This window comes from Achromobacter sp. D10, assembly GCF_035282245.1.
In the GTDB taxonomy this organism is placed as follows: Bacteria; Pseudomonadota; Gammaproteobacteria; order Burkholderiales; family Burkholderiaceae_B; genus Achromobacter; species Achromobacter insolitus.
On sequence record NZ_JAYJLE010000010.1, the window covers coordinates 112054 to 132826 of the forward strand.

The 20773-nt window shown below is 67.5% G+C and carries 19 protein-coding genes; 11 read left to right on the forward strand and 8 right to left on the reverse strand.

Annotation, left to right across the window (positions count from 1 at the left end):
* Positions 1–2: 2 nt before the first annotated feature.
* The 4 genes from VCS63_RS22410 to VCS63_RS22425 all read right to left on the reverse strand — a co-directional run bounded on the left by VCS63_RS22410 (position 3) and on the right by VCS63_RS22425 (position 6571).
* Positions 3–2174 (reverse strand): phosphocholine-specific phospholipase C, encoded by a 2172-nt coding sequence (locus VCS63_RS22410; RefSeq protein WP_323881046.1) that lies wholly within the window; start codon positions 2172–2174, stop codon positions 3–5.
* 35 nt (positions 2175–2209) lie between these two features.
* A complete protein-coding gene (locus VCS63_RS22415) occupies positions 2210–2392 on the reverse strand; it encodes a hypothetical protein (protein WP_042793219.1) in 183 nt (60 codons plus the stop codon).
* A gap of 18 nt (positions 2393–2410) precedes the next feature.
* Entirely contained in the window at positions 2411–4417 is a 2007-nt protein-coding gene (locus tag VCS63_RS22420) for an alkaline phosphatase family protein (protein WP_323881047.1), read from the reverse strand.
* A gap of 207 nt (positions 4418–4624) precedes the next feature.
* Positions 4625–6571, reverse strand: coding sequence for a PhoX family protein (locus VCS63_RS22425; protein WP_112965390.1), 1947 nt, complete (start codon positions 6569–6571; stop codon positions 4625–4627).
* 197 nt (positions 6572–6768) lie between these two features.
* Here VCS63_RS22425 and VCS63_RS22430 point away from each other — a divergent pair, with 197 nt between their 5' ends.
* From VCS63_RS22430 to VCS63_RS22475, 10 genes are all read left to right on the forward strand, one after another.
* Positions 6769–7203, forward strand: a complete 435-nt coding sequence (locus VCS63_RS22430; protein WP_063642701.1) for a hypothetical protein — start codon at positions 6769–6771, stop codon at positions 7201–7203.
* Positions 7204–7283: 80 nt separating this feature from the next.
* Positions 7284–7712 (forward strand): type II secretion system major pseudopilin GspG, encoded by a 429-nt coding sequence (gene gspG / locus VCS63_RS22435; RefSeq protein WP_042793217.1) that lies wholly within the window; start codon positions 7284–7286, stop codon positions 7710–7712.
* Complete coding sequence (gene gspH, locus VCS63_RS22440) at positions 7684–8172, forward strand: type II secretion system minor pseudopilin GspH (RefSeq protein WP_042793216.1); 489 nt, start codon at positions 7684–7686, stop codon at positions 8170–8172. The genes gspG and gspH overlap by 29 nt, the downstream gene beginning before the upstream one ends.
* Entirely contained in the window at positions 8159–8560 is a 402-nt protein-coding gene (gene gspI, locus VCS63_RS22445; protein ID WP_323881048.1) for a type II secretion system minor pseudopilin GspI, read from the forward strand. Before gspH ends, gspI begins: the two co-directional genes overlap by 14 nt.
* A 2-nt stretch (positions 8561–8562) precedes the next feature.
* The gene (locus VCS63_RS22450) at positions 8563–9168 is read left to right on the forward strand and encodes a PulJ/GspJ family protein (protein WP_164794525.1); all 606 of its coding nucleotides are present in this window, start codon (positions 8563–8565) and stop codon (positions 9166–9168) included.
* A complete protein-coding gene (gene gspK / locus VCS63_RS22455; protein WP_323881049.1) occupies positions 9165–10115 on the forward strand; it encodes a type II secretion system minor pseudopilin GspK in 951 nt (316 codons plus the stop codon). Before VCS63_RS22450 ends, gspK begins: the two co-directional genes overlap by 4 nt.
* Entirely contained in the window at positions 10112–11104 is a 993-nt protein-coding gene (gene gspL, locus VCS63_RS22460; RefSeq protein WP_323881050.1) for a type II secretion system protein GspL, read from the forward strand. The genes gspK and gspL overlap by 4 nt, the downstream gene beginning before the upstream one ends.
* Positions 11101–11685, forward strand: coding sequence for a type II secretion system protein GspM (gene gspM, locus VCS63_RS22465; RefSeq protein WP_323881051.1), 585 nt, complete (start codon positions 11101–11103; stop codon positions 11683–11685). Before gspL ends, gspM begins: the two co-directional genes overlap by 4 nt.
* A gap of 1 nt (position 11686) precedes the next feature.
* Entirely contained in the window at positions 11687–12439 is a 753-nt protein-coding gene (gspN, locus tag VCS63_RS22470; RefSeq protein ID WP_323881052.1) for a type II secretion system protein N, read from the forward strand.
* A 106-nt stretch (positions 12440–12545) separates the two neighbouring features.
* Complete coding sequence (locus tag VCS63_RS22475; RefSeq protein WP_175201684.1) at positions 12546–12935, forward strand: type II toxin-antitoxin system RelE/ParE family toxin; 390 nt, start codon at positions 12546–12548, stop codon at positions 12933–12935.
* A gap of 3 nt (positions 12936–12938) precedes the next feature.
* Here VCS63_RS22475 and gspE read toward each other — a convergent pair whose 3' ends face one another.
* Together gspE and gspD are read right to left on the reverse strand one after the other, a co-directional pair.
* Complete coding sequence (gene gspE / locus VCS63_RS22480) at positions 12939–14366, reverse strand: type II secretion system ATPase GspE (protein WP_063959788.1); 1428 nt, start codon at positions 14364–14366, stop codon at positions 12939–12941.
* Entirely contained in the window at positions 14363–16735 is a 2373-nt protein-coding gene (gene gspD, locus VCS63_RS22485; RefSeq protein ID WP_175201683.1) for a type II secretion system secretin GspD, read from the reverse strand. Before gspD ends, gspE begins: the two co-directional genes overlap by 4 nt.
* A 176-nt stretch (positions 16736–16911) precedes the next feature.
* Between gspD and gspF the strand changes: the two genes are divergently transcribed.
* Positions 16912–18117, forward strand: coding sequence for a type II secretion system inner membrane protein GspF (gene gspF / locus VCS63_RS22490; RefSeq protein ID WP_063642702.1), 1206 nt, complete (start codon positions 16912–16914; stop codon positions 18115–18117).
* 58 nt (positions 18118–18175) lie between these two features.
* On the opposite strand, the gene VCS63_RS22495 is transcribed toward gspF, so the two are convergent.
* Together VCS63_RS22495 and VCS63_RS22500 are read right to left on the reverse strand one after the other, a co-directional pair.
* Positions 18176–18514 carry a P-II family nitrogen regulator gene (locus VCS63_RS22495; protein WP_013393295.1) on the reverse strand — a complete coding sequence of 113 codons (339 nt, stop codon included), beginning with the start codon at positions 18512–18514 and terminating at the stop codon, positions 18176–18178.
* A gap of 129 nt (positions 18515–18643) precedes the next feature.
* Positions 18644–20701, reverse strand: a complete 2058-nt coding sequence (locus tag VCS63_RS22500) for an NAD(+) synthase (protein WP_323881053.1) — start codon at positions 20699–20701, stop codon at positions 18644–18646.
* Positions 20702–20773 lie beyond the last annotated feature (72 nt).

Sequence of the window (20773 nt, forward strand, 5' to 3'; positions counted from 1 at the left end):
GCTTAAAGCCCCATCGCCGGATCCGTCACCGACGGGCGGCCGGTTTCGACGCGGCCGGCAAAGCGGCGCAGGTAGGCCGGGTCTTCGGCCAGGCGCGCCGTGAAGTCGTACCAGCCCTGGCTCCCTTCCAGCGGCCAGTGCTGTTCGACCTGGCCGCCCGCGGGCACCGTGAACTTCCAGCGCTCGTGGTTGGCATAGTAGGCATTGGGCGCAACTTCGAAGGTGCAGGGATCCTTGCCGCCGTTGATGAAACTGACGTAGACGTCGCCCTTGGCGATTTCGTAGCAGACGCGGATCTCCGGGGCCAGCACCGATGTGCGGGCCAGGGCCAGATCGCCCGCGAAATGGCGGTGGTAGCCATTGGGTCCCAGCACCCACAGATCGTACTTGCCGCCATCGGCGGCCGTGTCCCAGCTGCCCTCGAGCTGCTTGTCCGGTTCCACTGTGTAGCGGCGCGGCAGACGGTCCAGATGCAGGCGGTCATAGACGTGGAACACCGCCGCCTGCTTGCCCGTGTTGGAGAACACGAGGCGCATGGCGCCCGTGCCGGGCTGCGCGCGCCCGCTGGTGTGCAGCTCGTAGGGCAAGGCGCGGGAGTAACGCACGCCCTGCTCCTGCACCGGCTTGGCCTGCGTGCTGGGATCCGGCAACGGCACGGCGTTCAGCGCTTCCTGCGCGCTGCGCTCGCTGTCCGATCCGGCGCGGGTCAGCAGATTCAGGTCGGGCAGCTTTTCGTTGTTGGGCGTGGCGAAGTTGAACGCCGAGGTCAGGTCGCCCAGCACCGCGCGGCGCCAGGGACTGATGTTGTCTTCCGCCACGCCGAAGCGGGCTTCCAGGAAACGCAGTACGGACGTGTGGTCAAAGGCCTGGGAATTGACCCAACCGCCGCGGCTCCACGGCGACACCACGTACATGGGCACCCGCGGCCCCGGACCGTAGACGCGGTCGTCCGCGGCGTCCTGGGCGGAAGCACGGGTGTGGCGCTCCAGGTCGGTGTTGACGGTGGAGGCGCCGGCCATCGAGCCGTCCGGGTTCAGCGAGGGCGCCGCGGGCGGCGGCACGTGATCGAAGTAGCCGTCGTTCTCGTCGAAGTTGATCAGGAGCACCGTTTTGCTCCAGACCTCCGGGTTGGCCGTCAGCGCATCCAGCGTTTCCTGGATGTACCAGGCACCCTGGATCGGGCTGGATGGGCCGGGGTGCTCGGAGTACGTGGCCGGGGCCACGATCCACGACACCTGCGGCAACGTGCCGTTGACGGCGTCCTCGCGCAGGGCCTTCAGGAAGCCGCCATCGGGCATGGTGTTGGCCGTGCCCTTGTAGAACGGATTGGCGGCGTCCATGGACGGCGTCCAGGCCGGATACGGCGCGCCGTTGGCGCTGTTGCCGGCCAGTTCATTGGCCCGGCGGTACTGCTTGAAGCCCGCCAGCGGGTTATCGCCGAAGTTCTCGGGCAGGTTCTGGTAGACCTTCCAGGTCACGCCAGCTTCCTGCAGGCGCTCGGGATACGTCTTCCAGGTCCACCCGGTGGACGAGGCGCCCAGGCTGTCCCACTGGTTGCGGGTCGAGGGGCCGTTGCCCAGGGCCAGCGGATCATTGGTGCCGGTCCAATGGAACAGGCGGTTGGTGTTGGTGCCGCCGTGGGTAGAACAGTGGTAGGCATCGCACAGGGTGAAGGCTTCTGCCAGCGCGAACTGGAACTCCACCTCTTTCTGGCGGTAGTAGCCCATGGACTGGTTCTGCTTGTAGCGCGGCCAGTGGTCCATGCGGCCACCGTCCCAGGCCATTTGCGCGTCCAGGTAGTCATGCGGCGTGCCGGCCACGCGCTGGGCGTTGCCCTGGGTGCTGTCCAGGTGATACGGCATCACGACGCGGGTGCCGTTGCTCTGCTCCCAGACCGAACGCTGCTCGGGCAAGGGGATGGTGATGCGGTCGCCGAAGCCGCGCACGCCCTTGAACGTGCCGAAGTACATGTCGAAGGAGCGGTTTTCCTGCATCAGGATGACCACGTGCTCGACGTCGTTGATGGTGCCGGTGCGGTTGTTGGCGGGAATGGCCAGCGCGCGGCGGATGGCCGGCGGGAACATCGACAGCGCGGTCAGGCCCGCGGTCGAGGCGGCGGCATTGCGCAAGAAGCGGCGCTTGCCGGCGTGGACCTGGTCTTTATCGAACGTCACGGATTCTTTTCCTATGGATCTGGAGGGAACGCGGCTCAGGGCGCGCAACGCAATTCAGGTTTCACCGGCTCGGGCTTCGGCGTTTCGGGCTGGCCCGTGCCAGGGTCCGTGCCGCTGTCGCTATCGCCGTCATCGCCGCCGCAGGCAGCCAGCGTGACGCTCAGCATCAGCACTGCGCCCAGGCGCAGGAAACCGCGCAAGATCATGGACATGCTCATTTTTTTATCCTCGGTACATCAGCGGAACAGTTCGGAGACGGACTTGCCGGACAGCGCGAGCGACTTCACTTCGGCTTCGGTGAGCGCGCGCGACCAGTAGGCCAGGTCGTCGAAATACATCGTGTAGGGACCCTTGGTTCCAGCGCAGCAGATACCGTAGGTGCCGCGTCCGTCTTCATTCAGGCCCAGGTGCGGCCCATAGACCCCGGCGATCTTGCTCAGGTCGACCGAGCCCGTGCCGATGGTGCGCTGCGAGAACCCCAGCTCGCTGTCATAGACGGAAGCCGTCAGGGTCTTGGCAGCCTTGTCCACGGTCATCGCGATATAGACAGGCTTGTTCGGGGTGAACTTCACGTTATTGATGTCCACCCGCGAACCACCGCCAGCGAGGTTGAAATACAGCACCGGGCCTGCCCATTGGGCGATGGTGATGCCGGGATTGCCGCCCGAGTTGTAGTCTTTATTGCCCAGGATGGAGCGGTCGTTGGCGTTGCCGTCGGACTGGTACCAGAAGCCGATCGTGAAAGCCTGGGCCGCGTCCAGCATGCCTGCGGGATAGTCCAGTTTGAACCCGCCCAGGGGCGCCGCGCTGCGGTCGTTCTTGAACATCTTGCCGAACACGCCCACATCGGCGTAAGCGGGCGCCTGGGTGCCGTCGAACGGCGTGATGGCGCCACCGCCCGCGGCGACGTCCGTCATGTTGCCTTCGAAGGGGAACAGCATCGCCAGGCCGGTACGCAGCGACGCCAGGAGCGGCAAGGGCTTGCTGTAGGCCACGGTGGTGCGCGCGGCGCTGACCGCGCTGCCGACCGCTACGCTGTAGTTCAGCGCATGCACGCCCTCGGTCTCGAACGTGAAGCCGCGGTCGACGTATTCGGCGGCCGTGCCGGGCAGGCGCGCGATCTCGGCGCCGTCGCGGCTGATCACGATGTCGCCTGCCGGTTCGCCCACGCGCACCCAGCTCAGCGTCACGCTCTTGTTGTCGGTCGAGGTGCGGGCCGCGGTGTGGCGCAGCGCCAGCTTGCCGGTCAGGGTAGTGCCGGCCATGTCGTAGTTGGCGGCGGCGGGCAGGACCTTCAAGTGATCCAGTACCGTCGGCGCCACGTCGGCAGCGCTGGGCAGCGCGTACCAGTTGCTGTCCCACAAGCCGTCGAACGAGGCGTCGTCGGCGCTGCCGCCCAGCAGCGCCGGCTGGTTCGCAGCCAGCAGAATGGTCTTGTTCGAGGACAGCGGACGGCCATCGCTGGCGCCGTTCTGGCCCAGGCCATGGCTGGATGCCACAACCACCAGCCAGTTCTCGCCCGGATGCTCCGCCTTGCGGTCGGCGATCTGCTTGGTCAGCGCGCCGATGGCCGCGTCGGTCTGGCGGATCACGCTGTCGTAGGATGAGCCGAAACCGTTTTCCGAGGCCGCGCGTTCGGGCGCGCCGAATTGCGCCACCACCACGTCATAGCCCTCGGCGATGCGGTCGCGCGCCTGCGCCGCAACGCAATCGTCCCCGCCGGCACAGTCGGTCAGCGACTGCAGATAGCCCGCGTCCCGATCGCCGGCGATCAATCCAGCCAGCAGGGTCGAATTGAAGGCGGCGGCGGTGCGCGCCTCGGGGCGCGCCTGCTTGACGCGCTGGAACAGGGTCGGAGATTGAAGCGCGGCCGCTTGCACGCTGTACCGCACGCCGTGCTGGTCGGCCCACTGCCCCGTCAATAGCGTGGCCCAACCCGGCGCCAGCAGCGTTGGCTGCTGCGTCGGCGCGTCCGTCACGCCGCCGGTCCACGCACGCGTGGCATTCAATTGAGCGATGTTCGACAACGACTTGTCGGCCACGCCTCGGCGCATCGCGTCGTAAGTGAGGCCGTCCACGCCGATGAACAGCACCTTGTCCGCGGGCGTCGTATCCGGTTCGGTCACCGGGGGCTGGGTCGGCGGCGCTTCGGTATCGTCGTCATCATCACTGCCCCCGCAGCCCGCCAGGGCGCTGGTCGCCACCACGGCCGCGCACCATCTTCTCCAATTCAATGCTTGCATGCTTCTCTTCTCGTGTCATGAACAGGGTTTACGCTGGGCCACATGATGGCCAGCGAAGGTGAAAGCCCCGTGAAACAAAGAAGAGAAACCTTGATCGACGGATCAGGATTCTTTTGCGCCGGACGCGCAAAAAAAAGAGCGGCTTCCGAGAAGAAGCCGCCCCGCGGCGTGGAATGGCGTGACGGACCCGCGAGCCCGCCGCGTGCTTCAGGCGCCGATCTTCACGCCGGTCAGATAACCCACCGACGCGCCGAAGCCGTCCTTGTAGTTGGCCTTGACCAGGGGCTCCAGCGTGGGACGCACCACCGAGTGCACGCTGCCCCAATCGGCCGCGTGCTGGAAGTTGCTGGTGATATAGGTCCAGCCATTGATTTCGTCCACTGCCTGCAGGCCCGTCGACTCCGCGGCCACCGGGCATGACAACAGGCGCGACAGCTGCTTGGTGTCCACGTTGTAGGCCCACAGGAAATTGTTGACGTGGCCGCCGCTGTCCTCGCCTACGAACAGGGTGCGCAGCTTCTCCGAAAACTTTAGGTTGTCCGGGTTGGATATCTTGTCGGCGCCGTGGGTGTTGCCCAGCGCATCGCGCGCCGCCAGCACGTCACCGATCAGTTCCGGCACCGCGGCCATGTCCACCGGCACCCAGGCGCTGTCGATGGCGTTGCCGTCGGTATCGACCTGGCCTTCCTTCATGTGCAACTGGTAGACCGCGCCGGCCGCGGGGCCTTCCACCTTGAAACCGGGCGACAGGCCGTCGGTCATCGAGCTGTCCACGCGGGACATCGCGCTGTAGGCGATCTTGTCCTTGATGTTGACGGTGGTGCCTTCCATCTTGGAGAAGGCGAGCGTGCCGCCCGCCAGGGCCGCGTAACGGTGCGTTTCCAGGAAGGCCGCGGCCACGTTGCGGCCGGACTGCAGCTTGACCCAATTGTCCTTGCCGGAGTAGCGGATCTTGGTAAAGGCGGCATCCAGCGGGTCGGTCGTGCGCACGTCCATGATGTCGGCCGACGTCAGCTGATCGGCCAACGCTTTCACTTCGGCGCTGGTCGCATGGCCCAGCTTGATCCAGGTCAGCGTGCCGGCGCCGGGTCCCGTTCCCGAAGTCTGCGCCCACTTGGCCACGTACAGCGTGCCGGCGGACAAGTCCGCCTTGCGGTCGGCCACGAACATGAACAGGCCGCCATTGGTGGCATCGTCGCCCATGAGCGCGGTGCGCTGGTCTGGCATGACCTGGACCAGTTCATGCGAAATACGGCCCATGCAGTAGTGCTTCTTGATCGTGCCGGTGCCGTCCGGATTGACAGTCACTTCGGGCATGTGGCCGTAGTGGTACGGATTGGCCTTGGCTGGATCGCCGTACACATTCTGGCTGTAGGTCTGGAACGATGAGGAAGCCTTGGCCGTGGTGGCGTCCGGTTCGTACTCTTCGCTGGACAGGTGCGTGTTCCAGGGCGACAGGCTGGCGCCACAGGTGATCCACAGGCCATGCACGGAAGACGTGTCCACGGTGTGGTACTTGACCAGGCTGAGTTTGCCCGTATTGGGGTCTTGCGACAGCGTCAGCACCGCGATCTGCGACGGCAGCAGGCCATACATGTCCTTGCCGGCCTGATCCATGGACTGGTATTCGAACTGCACCACTGCGTACAGGGCATTGCCGGCCACACCCGCCACCTTGGTCGGTTCCGACAAGGACAGCAGCGACATGCCGTCCGGACAGTTCGAGAAGAACTGCCGCGCCTTCGCCGGCACCGAGTTGTCAATGATGGGCGCGCCCGCCAGGTTGAAGTATCCGCCGGCAATCACCGTCCCGCCCTTGCCGTCCGGAACCGCGTCGCCCGTCATGAAGAAAGGCTCGTAGCCCAGCTCGACGCTGCGCTTGGAGCCATCGCTGAACGTCAGCTCCAGCGCCGAGGCAACGGTGGTACGCGCCATCAGTTCGGGCTGCGACAACGAAGGCGCGGCCATGGACGTGAAAGAGGCGGACTGGAACGTGACCGGCGTGACGGGCGGCTCGCTGCTATCGTCGTCATCGTCGCTGGAATTGCAGCCGGCCAGCAGCGCGGCCAGGCTGACGCCGCCGATCGGCAGCATCGGCGCGCCTCCCAGCATTTTCAGGAGTCGGCGGCGATTGGCTTGGTTCAGGTCTTGCATGCGGGTGGTCCCTGTTGAAGTGGAGGGCTGTCCGGCTTGGGCATCCGGACCTCAGCGCATGCTAGACACGAGGCATGTACGAACGATGACAGGGACTGGCGCGGCCGTTGCGGCGCGCGGCGCGTCGGCTGGCGATCGCGCGCCTGTCACATAAGGCCGATATAGTCGGCGCGGTTGCAACCCTTCCCGCTCGTTCCATGCCCTTGTCCCTGCGCCCGAACCTGCCCGCCGCCTTCCGCATTCTTGCCGTGCTGGCCCTGGCCGCCGGCCTGGGGGTGTGGGCCTCGATCCTGCTGGCGCCCAGGCCCGCCGTCCTGCCCCCCGCCGTGTCGGCAGCCACGCCGCGCGCCGCTGACAACACCCCCGTGGCCCTGTGGTTCGGCAAGGACGAAGCCATGCGCACGCAAATCACGGTGCTGGGCGTGATCGCCTCGGGCGCGGGCGGCGCCGCCGTGCTCAGCGTGGACGGCGGCCCGCCCCTGGCCTGGCGCACCGGAGGCGAAGTGGCCCCCGGCATCGTGCTGCGCGAGGTTGCCGCGGACGCGGTGACGGTGGAGCAGGCCGGGCGTGCAAGCCGCCTGCCTGCGCCCGCCTCCCTGCCTGCGCCCGCCGGAATCTCGCGCGAAAAGTAAGCGGCGTCGGCGGCGTAAGTATTGCTGTCATATTTCATGTCCACAATCCTCCGCTTCTACTGAAAGACCGGAGTCATCAAGTGCGTCAGCTACCGCGCGGGCTTGCCCGCCAGCAAGGTTTCACCCTCATCGAGATCATGGTGGTGATTGTGATCATGGGGATACTTGCGGCGCTGATCGTCCCCCGCGTGCTGGACCGCCCCGATCAGGCCCGCCAGGTCGCCGCGCGCCAGGACATCGCGGGCATCATGCAGGCGCTGAAGCTGTATCGCCTGGACAATGGCCGCTACCCCACCACCGCCCAGGGCCTGCGCGCCCTGGTGCAAAAACCCGAAGGCGTGAACAACTGGCGCGGCTACCTGGACAAGCTGCCCAACGATCCCTGGGGCCACCCGTACCAATACCTGAGCCCCGGCGTCAAAGGCGATATCGATGTGTTCTCGTTCGGCGCCGACAACAAGCCCGGGGGAGAAAGCGGCGATGCCGACATCGGTTCCTGGGAACTCTGAGCGCGGCTTCACGCTGGTCGAAGTCCTGGTCGTGCTCGTGATCGTGGCGATCGCCGCCAGCATGGTGAGCCTGTCCGTCGGACGTGGCGAAAACAGACTGCGCGGCGATGCCCAGCGCCTGGCGGACGCTTTCACGGTGGCCCAGAGCGAGGCGCGCAGCGATGGCCGCCCCATCCGCTGGCTGGCCAGCGGCCAGGGCTGGTCCTTCGAACGCCAGGGACGGCTGCCGGGGCTGAGCGCCGAGGAAGACAGGCCTCTGCCCCTGGACCGCATGGAACGCGACGAGGTATTGCGCCCGCAGTCCTGGTCGGCCGCGCCGGTGGAACTGCGGCTCGATCCGGACCAACCGCTGGTGTTCAACACGGAATGGGTCGCCGCGCCCATCACCCTGACACTGAGCGCGGGCACGTCCCGCGTCATCCTCCTGCGCGACGCCGCGGGCCGCTATGAGATCCGCTGAGCCGCCCCGCCCGCCCGGCCGACAACGCGGCTTCACGCTGATCGAGGTGCTGGTGGCACTGGCCATCATCGCCGTCGCCATGGGCGCAGCCCTGCGCGCGACCGGCGTCATGGCGGAGAACAACCGCGCCCTGCAGGACAAGACGCTGGCATTGCTGGCTGCGCAGAACGCGCTGACCCAGCTGCGGCTGGAACAGGTGTTGCCGCGCGCCGGCACACGCAGCGCAGCCTGTCCGCAAGGCGGCCGGGCGCTGCAATGCGAAATGGAGTTTACGAATTCGATGAACCGCAGCTTCCGCCAGGTGTCGATCAAGGTGCGCGATGCGGGCGCCTCGCGGACCGGCGCCGTGCTGCTGCAACTGGACGGCCTGTTGTCCAGCCTGCGATAGCCATGCGCCGCCCTCTCCCGACCCAAGCCGGCTTTACGCTTATTGAAGTGCTGGTAGCGCTGGCGCTGATGGCGCTGGTGAGCCTGATGGCCTGGCGCGGCCTGGCCAGCGTGTCCGGCGCGCGCGAGCGGATCGAGGCGCAGGCCGATGACATTGACGCCATCGTCCGCACGCTGGGCCAGATGGCGCGCGACATCGAACTCTCTTACAGCGGCCCCGGCTTCGACCCCACGGGACTGGACGCGCAGGCCTACACCAGCGGCCTGCGCCTGCTGCGCCGCGCGGGCGGGGGACCGGTCTTCGAGATCCTGCGTCCCGACCCGGACGGCAACGGCCAGTGGCAGCGCGTGCATTGGCAGGTGCGCAAGGACGGCCTGTGGCGCGCCAGCGGGCCGTCGGCGGCCCGCAGTCCCCTGCCGGCCGCGGGCGACGGCATACTTCTGCTGCCCGGCACGCGGACCCTCGCGCTGCGCGCCTGGGTGCCCGGCACGGGCTGGGTCGACGGTGCAGCCAGCCTGGCTGCCCCCCCCACCGGCCTGGAGATCACGCTGGAACGCGGCTCCTCCGCCTCTCCCGAACGCTACACCCGTGTGCTGGAACTGCCATGAACGGCGTCCGCGAATCCCGGCGCGAGCGCGGCGCCGCCGTCATCAGCGCGCTCATCATCGTTGCCATCGTCGCTGCCTTGACCACCGGTCTGTTCCAGCGCCAGACCGCCAGCACGCGCCGCGTGGAAAACGAAATGGCGCGGGTGCAAGCCCTTGCCATGCTGGCGGGCGGCATAGACTGGGCTCGCCTCATCGTGCGCGACCACGGCCGGCGCGAATCTATCACGCGCGGCGACCAGATCTGGGCCACGCCGGTCCTGGATACACGCATCGAGCGGCCTGGCGACGAACGCATCGCCGTGTTCTCTGGTCGCGTTCAGGACGAGCAAGGCAAGTACAACCTCTACAACCTCGCCACCAATGGCGTGCCTCAACCCGAGCAGGAGCAGGTATTGCGCCGACTCCTGAATGCGCTGCAATTGCCGGACACCTTGGCCGCGCGCATTGTGGAGGTGATGTCGGCCGCGCAGCCCGTGGCGCCGCCAGCCGACGTTCCCTCCGCGCCGCCGGGGCGCCCTGCCCCCGAGGCGCGCGCGCCCTTGCCGCGCGGCGTGGACGAAGTGGCGGCCTTGCTCGCATTGGATCCGTCGGTACGCAATGAACTGCGTCGCACGATGACGGTGCTGCCTGTCTCCACCAGTGTCAACGTCAATACCGCGCCCGCCGAGGTCATTGCGGCTCTGGTGCCCGGCCTGTCGCTGAGCCAGGCCCGCACTATGGCGGGCGAACGCGACCGCGGCAACTGGTTCAACAATGGCGGCGACTTCGCCAACCGTCTGACAGGCGCAGGCATCAAGGCGCCCGCGCCCACGGTGGTCACCACCAGCGCATGGTTCCTGGCCAGCGGCACCGTGGTCTATGAGCGGGCGCGCATCTCGATGCAGGCGCTGCTGCGCAGCTCGCCGCCGGCAGCCCCCGACACCTTATGGACTAGAGAAATTCCTTGAAGAACATTCTGCGCATCGCGTTGCCGCCGCTGGACGAACTCAGCGCCGGCTCGCTCCTCCCCTATGCCTGGTTCGACCGCCGCGGCCGCTGCGCCCGCCAGGGTGAGTTGACGCTCGAAGCGCTGGGCCATGCCTATCCCCACGCCGCCTGCGAAGCCGTGCTGCACCCCGACGACGTGATCGCCGCCAGCGTGCAGATCCCCGCGGTGGCGCGCGCCCGCTTTGCGGCCGCGGTGCACAGCGCCCTGGAGCCGCTCGTGCTCAGCGACCTGGACGCGCTGGCCATCGGCCACGGTCCGCGCTCGGCCGGCGGCACGGTGCCGCTGGCCTGGGCCGCGCGCGAACCCGTGCGCCGAGGCTGGAGCCTGTTAAATGCGCAGGGTTTGCGCACGCAGGCGCTCATCGCGCCACAGGCGCTGGGGGCCGACACCACGGCGCCGCTGCGCGACCCGACCGACCCGCGCTGGCTGGCGCCCACGCCTTCGTGGTCGCTGGCCATGCCCCAGCTGGCGCCGGCCCGTGTCTCGGCCTGGCGCCCCGCCTGGCGCTGGGGCGCGGCCGCGGCAATCGTCTGGATAGGCGGGCTGAACCTGTACGCATCGCAACTGCAAGCCGAAGCCGACGCGTTGCGCAACGGCATGCATGCGCAGGTCCTGGCCGCGTTCCCCGACCTGCCAGTGGTCCTGGACCCGCCGCGCCAGGCGCAGCAGGGCCTGGACGCCCTGCAAGCGAACCGCGGCGCGGCCAACGCCGCCGACTTCCTGCCCCTGGCGCGGGCCGCTGCCCAGGCCCTGCCTTTCGCCGCCGACAAGGTGGCCCGCCTGGGCTACGCCGACCAGGCGTTGACGCTGCAGCTGGCCGATGCCGGCGAGCAATCCCAGCGCGTCGCCGAAACGCCCGCGCTGATCCAACAAGCCGCCGCCCTGGGCCTGAAGCTCGAACGCGGCGACAACGACACCACCTGGCGCATCGTGCGCGCGCAACCATGAAACTCCTCGAAGCCTTGCACGCCGGCAGACAATCGCTGGCCAAGCACCTCACGCCCGTCCTCACGCTTGCCGGCCAACGCTACCAGGCGCTGGCCCCTCGCGAACGACGGCTGCTTGCCTCTGCCGCAATGCTGCTGGGAGCAGCCCTGGTCTTCGTCAGCCTGATCGAGCCGCCCTTGAACACACTGCGCAAGCTGCAATCCGAATTGCCCGCGCTGCGCGGCCAGGCGGCCACGGTCGCGGACCTGACCGCGCAGGCCGCCGCCTTGCGGCGCAAGTCCGCCACCCCCTCCGGCGTCATGCCCAACGCCACGGAACTGGGCGCTTCGCTGGAACGCGCCGGACTGTCCGCCGAACTCTGGGTGCTGGAGCAGCCCGAAGCCAGCGCCGGCGTGCTGCTGACCTTGAAGCAGGCGCCTTCCTCGGCGCTGCTGCGGTGGCTGGACGGCGCGACGCGCGACTGGGGCCTGGCTGTAAAGCAGGTGGAACTCACCCGCGCCGCCAACGCCAACGGCAGGCCGCTGCCCGGCCAGGTCAATGGCAAGGTCACCCTGACGGCGCCGCAAGCGGAGCGGGGCTGAAATGTCCGGGTTCCGCCTCTCCAAACGTTCCGCCGCGCTGTGCCTGGCCTGCGCCGCCTGCGCAGCCGCTGCGGCCCTCGTCGTCCTGCCCGCGCGCTGGCTGCTGGCGGTGCTGCCCGACCAGGCGCCGGTCACGCTGGGGGACGCCAGCGGCACCTTGTGGCGCGGCAGCGCCTGGATCGCGCTCGGACCGCCCGGCGCGCGCCGCATGCTGCCGCAGCCCTTGCAATGGCAGTGGCGCTGGGACGCGCTGGCCTTGGAAATCTCGCACCCCTGGCTGCAAGGCCCCTTGCGCGCCAGTCCCGGCTGGAACGGCCTGTCGGTGCCCGCTCAGTCCCTGCGCGCGCCCGCCTCCATCCTGGCTGCGCTGGGCGCGCCGTGGAACACCATCGCGCCCCAAGGCACGCTGGAAATCAGCTGGCAGCCGCTGCGTTTGGGCGCGGCCCTCCCCGCCGGCGCCCTGGCTGAACTGCGCTGGCGCAACGCCAGCACCGCACTGGCCCCCGTCGCGCCGGTGGGGACGTATCTGCTGCGGGTGCAAGGCGGCAAGTCCGGCGCCACACTGGCGCTGAGCACGGAAAGCGGCCTGCTGGATGTGACCGGCCAGGGCAGCGCCAGCGGCCGGGGCGGCCTGAAATTCCAGGGCCAGGCGACCTATGCCGGGTCCGCCCGCGAAGCCGAGCGCGCGGCCCTGGACGGCCTGTTGTCGGCGTTGGGTAGGCGGTCGGGCGACGTGACGACGTTCGGCACCTGATTCCGGATCGTTGGGCTTCGGATTTGGCCGAAAAATGTACGTTTTTAAGTGCAAAATCTAGCCAGGGAGCCTGCCATGGCCACCCGCTGATCGACGGTTTCGCTTCGTGACCGCCAAACCCGCCATCAAGCTCACAGCCCACTTCGAGCGCAAGCTCGAGGAAATCGAAGCCTTCCTCACCGGGGCCAAGGTTCCACACGCTTTCGACGCGCTGCTGGACGAGTTAGCCGATGTGGTCATTCCGAATCTCGCAGCCTTTCCCGCCGCCATGGGGCGCTCGTTCCTGGAACGGCCCGTGCGTTCCGTGGAAGCCGCCAATGGAGTGGCTCGCGTGGCCCGGCAGCTCAGTACGCTTTCCGAGGATGCCGAACTGCGCGAGTATGTCTACGCGCAGTACCTGACTCTATACGCCAGGGTCGGGCATCGAATCTTCCTGCTCTCGATCCGGCATCACCGCCAGCTGTCGTTCGATTTTCCGGATCACTGGCGAGGGTAAGAACTAAGCGTCCCGCGTCACCCGCAGGATCTCCTCCGGCGAGGTCTGCCCGCTCTCCACCCAGCGCTGCCCGTCCTCGCGCATGGTCCGCATGCCTGACGCGGCAGCCGCGCGGCGCAGTTCGCGTTCGTCGCGTCCTTCGTGGATCAGCCGGCGCGCCTCGTCGTCCACCGTGAAGAGTTCGTGGATGCCGGAACGCCCGCTGTAGCCGGTATGGTTGCAGGCGTCGCAGCCCACCGGATGAAACACGCGCGCGCCGTCCTGCAGGGCGGGCTTTTTGCACGCCGGGCAGAGCTTGCGCACCAGACGCTGCGCCAGCACGCCCAAGAGCGATGACGCGAGCAGGAAGGGTTCCACGCCCATGTCGGTGAGCCGGGTCACGGCCGACACCGAGTCGTTCGTGTGCAAGGTGGCCAGCACCAGGTGGCCCGTCAGCGATGCCTGCACCGCGATCTGCGCGGTTTCCAGGTCGCGGATTTCGCCGATCATGATCACATCGGGATCCTGGCGCAGGATGGCTCGCAGCGCCAATGCGAAGCTCATGTCGATCTTGGCGTTGACCTGGGTCTGGCTGATGCCGGGCAAGTCGTATTCGATCGGATCCTCGACTGTCAGGATATTGCTGGTGGATGCGTCCAGGCGGCTTAACGCCGCATACAGCGTGGTGGTCTTGCCGCTGCCGGTGGGTCCGGTTACCAGCACGATGCCGTGCGGCTGGCGGATCAACCGGTCCAGCTGTCCCAACACGCCCCCATCCATGCCCAGCTTCTCCAACTGCAAGCGCCCCGCTTCCTTATCCAGCAGCCGCAGCACGGCGCGTTCGCCATGCCCGGTCGGCAAGGTGGAAACGCGCACATCTATCGGCCGCCCGCCCACGCGCAGCGCAATGCGCCCGTCCTGCGGCAAGCGCTTTTCGGCGATGTCCAGATGCGCCATGATCTTGATGCGCGAGATCAGCGCGGCATGCAGCGCCTTGCGCGGCGACACCACGTCGCGCAAGGTGCCGTCGACCCGGTAGCGCACCACGGAGTGCGTCTCGAACGGTTCGATGTGGATATCGCTGGCGCCGTCGCGCGCGGCCTGCGCGAACAATGCGTTGATCATGCGGATCACGGGCGCGTCGTCCTGGGCCTCCAGCAGGTCCGCCACCTCGGGCATGTCCTGCATCAGGCGGTCCAGGTCGATCTCGTTCTCGGCCACGCCCATGACCGATGCCGCGTCCTCGGAATGGCTATAGGCCGCGGTCAGCAGGGTTTCCAGCGCCTCGTCCTCGACCTGAGCCAGTTCAATGTCGCCATGGCAGCGCCGGATCTCGCGCACCGCCCATTCCGGCGTGCGCGGGCTGACCGTCAGGCGCGCCTGTCCGCCGCGCAGCGACAGCATCGCCCGTTGTGCGCGGGCCCAGGCATATGGCAGGGGATGCGCGCTCATAGCAACGTATCAGGGTCCACGGCCACGCTGTGCATCAGCGTGCGCGACACACGGATGGCCCCGGAAGCATCGCGGCCCTGCTCCATGCCGGGATACTGCCGCACCGCGAAGGACTGCGCCGTGACGGGCGCCGGCCGCCGCAGCGTTTCCGCCTGATGTTCCGGCCGCAGGTCGTACGCATTGTTCGAGACCGAGGGCGCCGAACCGGGCTGAGGCAGCATCGGCGCCTGCATGTCCGGCAGCAGCCAGTGCTGGCCGGGCTGCACCGCGCCCTGCGCGCGGCGCATGTAGTCGTAGCGGTCCATGGTGACGCCGGCAGTGCGATTGGCGTCGCGCACCACGTAGGGCCGCAAGAACACCATCAGATTGGTCTTGGTGCGTTTGCGCGAGTCGTAGCGGAACAACGAACCGATCACGGGCAGCGAACCCAGGCCGGGCACGCTGTTGGTCGTAAGCGTCACGTTGTCTTCCAGCAGGCCGCCCAGCACAATGATCTGGCCATCATCGATCAGCACGCTGGTGTCGATGGCGCGTTTGTTCGTGACGATGCCGGTGGTGGAATTGGAACGGCTTTCATCGATGCTGCTGACTTCCTGGTAGATGTCCAGCTTGACCGCGCCGCCTTCGGAAATCTGCGGGCGGATATTCAGCTTCAGGCCGACGTCTTCGCGTTCGATGGTCTGGAACGGATTGGTGCTGCCATTGCTGCCCGAAGTCACGTACTGACCGGTCACGAACGGCACCGTCTTGCCCACCAGGATACTGGCCGATTGGTTATCCAGCGTCAGGAGGTTGGGCGTGGACAGGATGTTGGCCTCGCCCGAATTTTCCATCGCGCGCGCCAGCACGCCCAGGTTGATCACCTTGTTGCCCAGCACGTCGACGGTGCCCTTGACCACGCCCAGGCTCAGGCCGCTGCCCAGGCCGTCGATGGTAGTGGGGCCTTTGCCGGTAATGCCGCTGCCGCCCAGATTGGTGCCGCCGATGAAGCTGGTGCCGTCGCTATTGATGTTGCCGGCGCCCGTCATCCACTGGATGCCGAACTCCGCCGCCTTGGCCTCGCTGACTTCCACGATCAGGCTCTCCACCAATACCTGCGCGCGGCGCTGATCGAGCTGATCGATGACCTCGCGCAAGCTGCGGTAAAGCGGTTCAGGCGCCGAGATGATGAGTGAATTGGTCGCGGGATCCGCCTGGATGGTGGCCCCGCCCGCCGAGTACGACACGGCTTGCGAACTGTTGTCTTCGCGGGCGATGCGCTCCTGCTCGCCCGACAATCCGCCCTTGGACGACGCGGACATGCCGGACATGCCCTGCACTGCCTGGCCGGCCATGCCCGCCGACGCGTTCTGTGCGCGTGCGCCGCCCTGGGCACCGGCGCCGGCGGCGGCGCCCCCCGTGGCGCCCGGCGCGGAATTCGCCTGCCCGGTCAGCAGGCCGCCCAAGACCTCGGCGATGCGCGTGGCTTGCGCGTTGCGCATGTAGACCACGTGCAGATTGCCGGCGCGGTTTTGCTGCGCGTCCAGCTTCATGATCAGGTCGCGCGCAAGGCGCGTGCGCGCAGGGCTGCCGGAACGCACCAGCACGCTATTGCTGCGCGGGTCAGCCACCACGGCAATGCGCTGCGTCGGGTCGCTGCTTTGCGTATCCAGCAATTGCGAGGCAAGAATGGCGATGTCGGTCGCGATGGCCGAGCGCACCGGCACCACGTCCGTGTCGATCGAGCTGGGGACGTCGATGCGCGCAATGACCTGCGCGATCCGTTCCAGGTTATCGGCGTAGTCCGTGACCACCAGCGTGTTGTTGCCGGGATAGGCGTTGATCGGATTGTTCGGCGGCACCATGGGACGCAGCACCGGCACCAGGTTGGCGGCGTTTTCGTACTTCAGCGGAAACACGCGCGTCAGCATTTCCCCACTGCTGCCCTTGGCAAACGCGGCGACGGGCACCGGCCCGCGTCCCGCGCCGCCAGCCGGCGCGCCGCCCACGGCTTGCGCGGGTCGTCCATTGCCCACCACCGCGCTGCCCTGCAGCTTGGCATCGGCCTCCGGCACCACGCGCGTCACGCCATCGACGTCGACAATGGCAAAGCCCTGCAGACGCAGCGCGCCCGTTAGCATGGACAGCGCCTGCGCGCTGTCCACGGGGCGGTCCGACACCAGCGTAAGCTTGCCCTTGACCCGCGGGTCCACCAGGAAGTTGCGCTGCGTGAACAACGACAAGGCGCGCAGCACGGCGGGAATGTCGGTGTCGACGAAGTTCAGACTGACGCGGTTGTCGGTCTGTTGAGCATGAACCGTGGTGGCCGCGGGTCCGAGCTGGCTCGCGGCAAGCAGTACCGCGAGGCTGAATTGCGCAATTTGACGCATGACGGGATAGGTGCCTGAGACGTGAAATCGTGTGAAAAAACGTGAAAGCGCGTCGGAGTATACGGGGTGACAGTGCAACACTACGGTCATAATCCGCAGGCATCGTAGCGGCCTTGAAACCCTTTAAATTCGGGGCTTTGCGCGTTTTGCAAATGCGCGCGGCCCGTGCTTTGCAAATGCCTTCCTTCCGATACGAAGCCACCGACGCGTTGGGAAAAATCGTGCGCGGCACGATCGACGCCGACAGCGAGCGCGGCGCGCGCAACCAGTTGCGCGGCCGCGGCCTGCTGCCGCTGTCCACGTCCCTGGCCGCGCGCGCCGAAGGAATCGGCGCGTCGCTGCGCACACGCCTGTCGGACGCCGATCTGGCCTGGCTGACGCGTCAACTCGCCAGCCTGCTGGCCGCTAGCCTGCCGCTGGACGCCGCCCTCAGCGCCACGTTGGAGCAGGCTGAAAAAAAACACATCGCCGCCACGCTGGGCGGCGTGCGCGACGACGTGCGCGCGGGGCACAAGCTGTCCACCGCCCTGGCCGCGCGGCCACGCGACTTCCCGGAGATCTACCGGGCGCTGATCGGCGCCGGCGAAGAATCGGGCGACCTGGCGCAAGTGATGGAGAAGCTTGCCGACTACATCGAGGAACGCAATGCCCTGCGCAGCAAGGTGCTGACGGCGTTCATCTACCCCGCGGTAGTGGCGTGCGTGTCGGTGATCATCGTGATCTTCCTGCTGGGCTATGTGGTGCCCCAGGTGGTGTCCGCGTTCAGCCAGGCCAAGCAGGAACTGCCGCTCTTGACGCGCATCATGCTGGCGCTGTCCGACTATGTGCGGGAATGGGGCATGGCGACGGGCGCCGCGCTGGCGGCTGCGGTGGCGCTGTGGCGCTACGCGCTGCGCGCGCCTGCCGCGCGGCGCGCCTGGCATGCGCGATTGCTGCGGCTGCCCTTGGCCGGACGTTTCGTGCTGGGCGTGAACGCCGCCCGCTTCGCATCCACGCTGGCCATCCTCTCAGGGAGCGGCGTGGCGCTGCTGACGGCATTGGAAGCGGCGCGCCGCACGCTGGGCAACGATGTGCTGCGCCAAGCGGTGGACGAAGCCTCGGCGCGGGTGCGGGAAGGCGCGTCGCTCTCGGCATCGCTGGGCGCGCAGAAGGTATTTCCGTCGCTGCTGGTGCACCTGATCGCCAGCGGCGAAAAGACCGGCCGCCTGCCTGAACTGCTGGACCGCGGCGCGCAGAACCTGTCGCGCGACCTGGAACGGCGCGCGATGGCCATGACCGCCCTGCTGGAGCCGGCGCTGATCCTGCTGATGGGGGGATTCGTGCTGCTGATCGTGCTGGCCGTGATGAGCCCGATCCTGGAAATGAATCAGCTCATCAGGTAGGCCGGAAAATGCGTTCGCGGCTGCCGGCGGATCCGGCCAGCCACAAATGCCTTGGAACCTACAGCGCCTCTTCGTCGCTTTCGCCCGTACGGATGCGTATGGCCTGTTCGACCGGCGTCACGAAGATCTTGCCGTCGCCGATCTTGCCGGTGCGGGCGGCCTTGACGACAGCTTCGATGGCGGCTTCGACCTGGCTGTCGGGCAGCACCACTTCGACGCGGATCTTGGGCAGGAAGTCCACCACGTACTCGGCGCCGCGGTAGAGCTCGGTATGGCCTTTCTGGCGGCCGAAACCCTTCACTTCGGTAACGGTCAGGCCGCTGACGCCGACTTCGGCCAGCGCTTCGCGGACTTCGTCGAGCTTGAAGGGTTTGATGATGGCGGTGACTTGTTTCACGTTGGTCGTCCTGGGTTTTTGATCTGTAGCGGCGCCCTGGCTCGGCATGGCTGCAGGGCACGTTGGATAAGAGAATACCACCCGCCAGGAAGCCCGAGCGCCGGGCCCCTCCTGGCGGGAAAGCCCGGTTCAGGTTTCGTCAGGAATACGCTCGGCGTCGCGCATCCACACCGCCGACTCGGAGTCGCTGGGCGCCCGCCAGTCGCCGCGCGGCGACAGCGAACCGCCGGAGCCGACCTTGGGCGCATTCGGCACGCAGCTGCGCTTGAACTGGCTGAGCCGGAAGAAGCGGTCCAGGAAGATCTTCAGGTTGCGCTTGATGGCCGCCAGGTCGTACTGGTTGCGGGCCACGTGGCCTCCCTCGGGCCAGGCGCCCGCCTCCCTGTCGCGCCAGGCCGCCAGGGCCAGGAAAGCCACCTTGGTCGGCGCGAAGCCGTAGCGCAGCGTGTAATACAGGTTGAAGTCCTGCAGCTCGTAGGGACCGATGGAGTCTTCGCTTTTCTGCACCGGTTTGTCGTCCGCGCCGCCCGGCACCAGCTCGGGGCTGACATCGGTGCCCAGCACGTCCAGCAGGACTTCAGCCCCCTCCTCGCCCAGGCGGCCGGATTCGGCCACCCAGCGCACCAGGTGGGTGATGAGCGTTTTGGGCACACTGGCATTGACGCTGTAGTGTGACATGTGGTCGCCTACGCCGTAGGTGCACCAGCCCAGCGCAAGCTCGCTCAGGTCACCCGTGCCGATGACGATCGCGTTGTTGAAGTTCGCGATGCGGAACAGGTGGTTGGTGCGTTCGCCGGCCTGCACGTTTTCGAACGTAATGTCGTAGACCGGCTTGCCGTCCGCGTAGGGATGGCCCAGGTCCTTGAGCATCTGCAGGCAGCTGGGCCGGATATCGATCTCGGATGCCGTGCACCCCACCACCGCCATCAGCCGGCGCGCCTGCTGCAGCGTGCGGGAGCTCGTGGCGAAGCCCGGCATCGTGACGGCCAGGATGTTGGAGCGCGGCAGGTCCAGCGCGTCCATGGCCTTGGCGCAGACCAGCAGGGCATGAGTGGAATCCAGTCCGCCGGAGATGCCGATGACGACCTTGGACATGCGGCTGGCCGACAGGCGCTGGACCAGGGCCTGGACCTGGATGCTGTAGACCTCTTTGCAGCGGGCATCGCGGCGCTGCGGATCGGCCGGCACGTATGGGAAGCGGGCCACGCGCCGCTCCAGCGCCAGCTCGGCGTCTTCCAGCGGCGGATCCACGGGAACGGCCACGCTGCGGAATTTGCGCACTTCGTCCTGGTGGCGGCGCACGGACTGGCCGAAGGTGGTCTGGCGCATCCGCTCGCGCGAGAGGCGTTCGAGGTCCACGTCCGCGAACAGCAGATGGGAATGGCCGAGGAATCGTTCCGATTCGCCCAGCAGTTCGCCGTTTTCGTAGATCAGCGCCTGGCCGTCCCAGGCCATATCGGTCGAGGACTCGCCCCGCCCCGCGGAGGTATACATGTAAGCAGACAGGCAGCGAGCCGACTGTTGCGCCACCAGCTGGTGGCGGTATTCGGACTTGCCGACCACGATATTGGAGGCCGACAGGTTCACCAGCACGGTGGCGCCAGCCAGCGCGGCGAAGGAGGACGGCGGAATGGGCACCCAGACGTCTTCGCAGATTTCAACGTGGAACTGGAACAGCGGCAGCTTTTCCATCTGGAAGATCAGCTCGGACCCGAAAGGCACGGTCTGTCCCAGCAGGTTGATCTCGGAGGCGGTGGCGCAATCCCCGGCGCTGAACTGGCGCGCTTCGTAGAATTCGCCATAGTTGGGCATGTAGCTCTTTGGCACCACGCCCAGCACGCGCCCCCCCGCGGCAACCACGGCGCAATTGAACAACTGGTGGGCCACGCGCAGCGGCGCGCCGACCACGACGGCGATATCCATCTCGGCGGTTGCCGCCACCACCTGCGCCAGCGCCGCCTCGCACTCGTCCAGCAAGGCCTTCTGGTGGAACAGGTCGTCACAGGTGTAGGCGGACAGACCCAGTTCGGGAAACGCCGCCAGCACCGCTCCGCCCTGGGCGGCCTGCTGCGCCAGCGCGATCGTCTGGGCGGCGTTGAACGCGGGGTCGGCGACCTTGCATTCGGGCACGCCGACGGCTACCCGGGCAAAGCCGTGGGAATAGAGGTTGAAGAACGGGTTCGACATCGGGTCTATCGCCTGGGATTTCAACGCCTGGATTATCTCACGGGGCTCCCCGCCAGCCCCGCCCCGGCGCCC